6 protein-coding genes are annotated in these 6054 nt (G+C 72.8%); 4 read left to right on the top strand and 2 right to left on the bottom strand.

From position 1 onward, the window contains the following. Nucleotides 1–392: 392 nt before the first annotated feature. Nucleotides 393–1238, bottom strand: a complete 846-nt coding sequence (gene rsmI / locus RIF68_RS24175; RefSeq protein ID WP_309053402.1) for a 16S rRNA (cytidine(1402)-2'-O)-methyltransferase — start codon at nt 1236–1238, stop codon at nt 393–395. Between the two features lie 61 nt (nt 1239–1299). Between rsmI and RIF68_RS24170 the strand changes: the two genes are divergently transcribed. The 4 genes from RIF68_RS24170 (at nt 1300) to RIF68_RS24155 (ending at nt 5764) form a co-directional block, all read left to right on the top strand. Then, nucleotides 1300–3054: a phospholipid carrier-dependent glycosyltransferase gene (locus tag RIF68_RS24170; RefSeq protein ID WP_309053401.1), complete on the top strand. Its 1755-nt coding sequence runs from the start codon at nt 1300–1302 to the stop codon at nt 3052–3054. A 54-nt stretch (nt 3055–3108) separates the two neighbouring features. Next, on the top strand, nt 3109–3312 hold the full coding sequence (locus tag RIF68_RS24165) for a hypothetical protein (RefSeq protein ID WP_309053400.1): 204 nt from the start codon (nt 3109–3111) through the stop codon (nt 3310–3312). Between the two features lie 171 nt (nt 3313–3483). Then, complete coding sequence (locus RIF68_RS24160) at nt 3484–5124, top strand: penicillin-binding transpeptidase domain-containing protein (RefSeq protein WP_309053399.1); 1641 nt, start codon at nt 3484–3486, stop codon at nt 5122–5124. A 148-nt stretch (nt 5125–5272) separates the two neighbouring features. Beyond that, entirely contained in the window at nt 5273–5764 is a 492-nt protein-coding gene (locus tag RIF68_RS24155) for a YbaK/EbsC family protein (protein ID WP_309053398.1), read from the top strand. A gap of 18 nt (nt 5765–5782) precedes the next feature. Here RIF68_RS24155 and RIF68_RS24150 read toward each other — a convergent pair whose 3' ends face one another. Next, nucleotides 5783–5983, bottom strand: a complete 201-nt coding sequence (locus RIF68_RS24150; protein ID WP_309053397.1) for a hypothetical protein — start codon at nt 5981–5983, stop codon at nt 5783–5785. Nucleotides 5984–6054 lie beyond the last annotated feature (71 nt).

Raw genomic sequence — 6054 nt, 5'->3', positions numbered from 1 at the left:
GCCGCGTCGACGTGGTGCTCGATGTCGTACGCCTGCTCCCAGCCGTAACCGCACCGCATACAGGCGAAGGCGTACGCCTCATGGGCGACGGATATGCCGGTGCCGGTGATCTCGGTCATGCCAGCTCCTCTCCACTGGGTCCAGTGGACGCCTTTTCGGGCCGGAGCGCATCAGCGGGGGGAGAACCATGGAATTCTCTTGGGCCTTCCCTTGCCGAAACGCTCTGCGAAGAGTCCCGGCGCCGGATTCGGCTTTGCCCTTCAGATTAACTCTTCACCCTTTTTCCGGCCCGACGGCTTACGAGGCGCGAGGCCGGGGCCCGACGGCCCGCGAGGCACGAGGCCGGGCCCCGGCGGCCGGGAGGTACGGGACGGGCGGGGGCGCCCCCGCCGTCACCCCGCGTTCTTCGCCGCGACGACCGCGTCGAACACCTCGCGCTTGGGGATCCCCGCCTCCGCCGCCACCGCCGCGATGGCCTCCTTGCGGCGCTCACCCGCCTCCTCTCGGATCCGCACCCGGCGGACCAGTTCCTCCGCGTCCAGCTCGGCCGGGCCCGGCTCCGGGGCGCCCTCGACGACGACGGTGATCTCGCCGCGTACGCCCTCCGCCGCCCAGGCCGCCAGCTCGCCCAGCGACCCGCGCCGGACCTCCTCGTACGTCTTGGTCAGCTCGCGGCACACGGCGGCCCTGCGCTCGGCGCCGAAGACCTCCGCCATGGCGGCGAGGGTGTCGTCGAGCCGGTGGGGGGCCTCGAAGTAGACGAGGGTCCGCCGCTCGCCGGCGACCTCGCGGAGGCGGCCGAGCCGCTCGCCCGCCTTCCTCGGCAGGAAGCCCTCGAAGCAGAAGCGGTCCACGGGCAGTCCGGAGAGCGCCAGCGCGGTGAGCACGGCGGACGGGCCGGGGACGGCCGTCACCTTGATGTCCTGCTCGACGGCGGCGGCGACGAGCCGGTAGCCGGGGTCGGAGACCGACGGCATGCCCGCGTCCGTCACGAGGAGCACCCGGGCCCCGCCGGCGAGCGCCTCCACCAGCTCCGGCGTACGGGCCGATTCGTTGCCCTCGAAGTACGAGACGACCCGGCCCTTGGTGTGGACGCCGAGCGCGCGGGTCAGCCCGCGCAGCCGCCGGGTGTCCTCGGCGGCCACGATGTCCGCGTTCTCCAGCTCGGCGGCGAGGCGCGGCGGGGCGTCCGCGATGTCACCGATGGGGGTCCCTGCGAGTACCAGCGTTCCTGTCACACGGGTCATCCTCCCAGCCCGGACAGGCGACGCGCACCGAAGCGTTCCCTACGATGGCGCGGTGACGAGTACCGCACCCGAGGCCCTGGAGGGCCAGCACCCCATGGCACCGACCGTGGCAGAGCCCTCTTCCTGGCAGCGGAGGCTGCGGCGCTTCGGCTACCGCCCGCCCGCCACCGGCACGCTCGCCATCGGCCTGCGGGACCGGCTCGACCCGCCGTACGCCCGGCCCTCGGAGCGGCTGTGGCAGCTGTTCGGGATCGGCCCGGCCCTGGCGGAACGGCTGTGGCGGCTCTCGGCCTGGGGCGGTCCGCTGCTGGTGGCGGCGATCGCCGGCGTGCTGCGGTTCTGGAACCTGGGCAAGCCGCACGCGGTGATATTCGACGAGACGTACTACGCCAAGGACGCCTGGGCCCTGATCAACCGGGGTTACGAGGGCGCCTGGCCGAAGGACGTCGACAAGAAGATCCTCGTCGACCCCGGGTCCGTACCGATTCCGACCGACCCCGGCTATGTCGTCCACCCGCCTATGGGCAAGTGGGTCATCGGCCTCGGCGAGAAGATCTTCGGCTTCGAGCCCTTCGGCTGGCGCTTCATGGTGGCGCTGCTCGGCACCCTGTCGGTGCTGCTGATCTGCCGGATCGGCCGGCGCCTGTTCCGCTCGACGTTCCTGGGCTGCCTGGCCGGTCTGCTGCTCGCCGTCGACGGCCTGCACTTCGTGATGAGCCGGACCGCGCTCCTCGACCAGGTGCTGATGTTCTTCCTGGTCGCGGCCTTCGGCTGCCTGATCGTCGACCGGGACCGGGCGCGGCGGCGGCTCGCCGGGGCGCTGCCGGAGGACGGGGAAGGGGTGCTGCGGCCGGACGCGGAGATCGCGGAGACGCTGCGCCTGGGGTGGCGGCCGTGGCGGATCGCGGCCGGGGTGATGCTGGGCCTGGCCGCGGCGACGAAGTGGAACGGTCTGACGTTCCTGGCGGCGTTCGGCCTGATGACGGTCCTGTGGGACGTGGGCGCCCGGCGGACGGCCGGCGCGGTCCGCCCGTACGTGTCGATGCTCAAGCGGGACGCCGTCCCGGCCTTCGTGTCGACGGTGCCGGTCGCGCTCGCCACCTACCTGGCGACCTGGTCGGGCTGGCTGGCCTCCGACAAGGGCTACTTCCGCACCTGGGCGGCCGACCAGGACAAGCTGGACGGCGGCGGCTTCTGGAGCTGGCTGCCGGAGTGGCTGCGGAGCCTGTGGCACTACGAGTACGCGGTGTGGGACTTCCACGTGAAGCTGACCTCGCCGCACACGTACGAGTCGAACCCGTGGTCGTGGATCGTGCTCGGCCGGCCCGTCTCCTACTTCTACGAGTCCCCGGCCCCCGGCACCGCGGGCTGCCCGGCCACCGCCAAGGAGAAGTGCGCCCAGGAGATCCTGGCCCTCGGCACCCCGCTCCTGTGGTGGGCCGCCTGCTTCGCCCTCCTGTACGTCCTGTGGCGCTGGGCCTTCCGCCGGGACTGGCGCGCGGGTGCGATCGCCTGCGCGGTCGCGACCGGCTGGCTCCCCTGGCTCCACTACCAGGAGCGCACGATCTTCCTCTTCTACGCGGTCGTCTTCGTGCCGTTCCTGTGCCTGGCGGTGGCCATGCTGCTGGGCGCGATCATCGGCCCTCGCGGCTCCTCCGAACGCCGCCGCACGATCGGCGTGGTGACGGCCGGCTGCCTGGTGCTGCTGATCGTCTGGAACTTCATCTACTTCTGGCCGATCTACACGGCGACGCCGATCCCGCTGGACGAGTGGCGGGCGAGGATGTGGCTGGACACGTGGGTGTAGGGGGATTCGTTCGGACGACTGCCGCTGGGCGGGATCGTCGGTGATGATGGCCGGGTGGCTCACCGCGTCAGCACTCTGATCTCGGCTCTCGGCGTTCTCCCCGCCGTGCTGCTGCTCGTCGTCGCCGTGCGCGACTACCGCTCCGGGGCCTCGGTTCTCTGGGTCGCCGCCGGAGTGGTGATCCTCGCCGTCACCCTCTACGCGCTCGTACGGGACGTGCGGCGCCTGCGGGCGGAGGCGGGGACCGCGGACCGGTGAGGGGACCGCAGGCGGCGCGTAGCAGGGCAGGGTGATCGGCCACACCCTCGCCCCGGTGGCCGAAAAGGGCGGGTGAGGTACCGGTTGTGACACAGGCGCCGAAAGTTGCTCGACACACGTATCGGACGGCTGTTTGAATCTCTCGTCCACCTGGGGAGGGGAGGCGCAGTCATGCGCAGTGGAGCCAAGGTCGCGATCGTGGGGGGTGTCTTCGTCGTCGTGGCGAGCGGCGTCGGCTACGGGGGCTACAACCTGTGGACGGGCATCACGGGCGGCAGCACGTCCGTGGGGACCCGGGCCGGGGAGGCGCCGAGATCGGGGCCCGTCACGCCGGAGGAGACCGGGACGGCCGCGAAGGACTTCCTCGCCGCCTGGGCGGCCGGGGAGCCGGAGCGGGCGGCCCAGCTGACCGACGACCCGGTGAACGCCGGGCCCGCGCTCGCCGGCTTCCGCAGCGGCGCCTCCGTCTCGGCGGCCGAGATCACGCCGGGGCCGGCGACGGGGACGACGGTGCCGTTCACGGTGCGGGCGACCGTCACGTACGAAGGCCTGTCGAAGCCGCTGACGTACAGCTCGCGGCTGACGGTGGTGCGCGGGCTCAGCACCGGCCGGCCGCTGGTGAAGTGGCAGCCGTCCGTCCTGCACCCGAAACTGACCGCGAGCGGCACCCTGCACACCGGCCCCTCGAAGACCGGGCCGGTCAAGGCCGTCGACCGGAACGGCAAGGAGCTGACGGCGGAGAAGTACCCCTCGCTGGGGCCGGTCATCGACCAGCTGCGCAGCCGGTACGGCGCGGCCGCCGGGGGCAAGGGCGGTGTCGAGACCGTCATCGAGTCGGGCAGCTCGTCCGTGCCCGACACCACCCTCCTCGTTCTGTCGAAGGGGGAGCCGGGGCTGCTGAGGACCACCATCGACGCGGACGTGCAGGCCGCCGCCGAAAAGGCGGTCGCGGCGTACGACACGGCGGCGGTCACCGCGATCGAGCCGTCCACGGGCGCGATACGGGCCGTCGCCAACAGCCCCGCGCAGGGCTTCAACACCGCCTTCCAGGGCAAGCAGGCCCCCGGTTCCACGATGAAGATCGTCACCGCGGCGATGATGATGAAGCACGGCGTCGCGGGCCCCGACACGGTGGTCGAGTGCCCGCCGACCGCTTCCTGGGACGGCTACACCATCCAGAACCTCGACAAGTTCCAGATCAAGGGCGGCACGCTCACGGAATCGTTCCGCCGCTCCTGCAACACCGCCTTCGTCAAGGCCATCACGCCTCTGAGGGCGAAGGGCGTCCACAACACCGCTCTCGGTGAGACCGCCCGCGACTCCTTCGGCATCGGCCTCACCTGGTCGGTGGGCGTCTCCACCGAGGACGGCTCGGTGCCCGAGTCGAGCGGGGTCGAGACGGCCGCCTCGTACATCGGCCAGGGCAAGATCACGATGAACGCGCTGAACGTGGCCTCGCTCTCCGCCACCGTCGCCAACGGCGGTTTCCTCCAGCCGTACCTGGTCCCGGCGAGCGTCGGCGACCGGGAGTTCGCCAGGACCGGGCCGCTCTCCCCGGAGGTCGCCTCCGGGCTGGGGCGGATGATGCGCGCGACGACCGCTCCGGGCGGCACCGCCGCCGACGTGATGGCCGGGGTGCCGGCGCCCAAGGGCGCGAAGACCGGTTCCGCCGAGGTCGACGGGCAGGGCACGTCCAACAGCTGGTTCACCGGCTACTCCGGCGACCTGGCGGCCGGCGCCGTCGTCGAGTCCGGCGGTCACGGCGCGGACGCGGCGGGCCGGGTGGTGGCCCGGGTCCTGAAGGCGGGCTGATTTCCCGGGTGCCCCCGGCCCCCACGGCCGGAAGGTGACGGGGCGGGGGCGGGGGCCGGTGCACGGTCCGCCCGGCGGCGTACCGGCGCTCGTGCACGCGGGGGAAACCCGGTCGCACCGTCGCGCCGGCCCCCGCTAGCGTGCCGCCATGGCCACAGACGACCTTTCCGCCGCCCACCCTCAATTCGCCGCCGCCCTCGCCGAACTGGGGCTCGACGTCGAGATCCGCCGCTTCCCGGACGAGACGCGGACCGCCCAGCAGGCCGCCGAGGCGATCGGCTGCGAGGTCTCCGAGATCGTCAAGTCGCTGATCTTCGCCGCCGACGGGGTGCCGGTCCTCGTCCTCATGGACGGTGCCTCGCGCGTCGACGTGGAGCGGGTCCGTGCGGAGCTGGGGGCCGGTGAGGTGACCCGGGCCGACGCGCGCGTGGTCCGCGAGACCACGGGTTACGCGATCGGCGGCGTCCCGCCCTTCGGCCACCGCACCCGCACCCGGGTCATCGCCGACCGCGGCCTCCTCGACCACGACCTGGTGTGGGCGGCGGCGGGCAACCCGCACACGGTCTTCGCCCTGGACCCGAAGTCCCTGGTCACCCACGCCGGCGCCACCCTGGCGGACGTCCGGGAACCGTCCGCCTGAGCCCGGGGACCGGGGCCGTCAGAAGGCGGTGACCCGGAAGAAGTCCGTACGGACGCGGCGGAAGCCGGTGTGACCCGTCGCCTGCGTGTGCGCCAGGCACCACAGGGCGGGCCCCCGTCCGTCGTCCGCCGCGCCGGACCCTTCGAGACAGGTGGTGCACTCCGCCTCGGTGATCGTCCCGCTGCCCGACCGGTCGGGCCGCAGGGCCCAGAGCCTCACCCGCCGAGGGGCCCCACACGTCGCTTCCGTCGCCCGGTTCACCCCAGCTCCCTCCCCACGGCCACCTCCGC

Source organism: Streptomyces sp. (assembly GCF_031178505.1).
Classification (GTDB): Bacteria; Actinomycetota; Actinomycetes; order Streptomycetales; family Streptomycetaceae; genus Streptomyces; species Streptomyces gulbargensis.
The sequence above is the reverse complement of the archived record's forward strand: the minus strand, read 5'-3'. Positions and strand labels throughout refer to the sequence as shown.

Bases quoted from the DNA above. Each gene is read 5' to 3' on its own strand.
- RIF68_RS24155 (WP_309053398.1), top strand. From the start codon at position 5,273: ATGGCCACAGACGACCTTTCCGCCGCCCACCCTCAATTCGCCGCCGCC.
- RIF68_RS24160 (WP_309053399.1), top strand. From the start codon at position 3,484: ATGCGCAGTGGAGCCAAGGTCGCGATCGTGGGGGGTGTCTTCGTCGTC.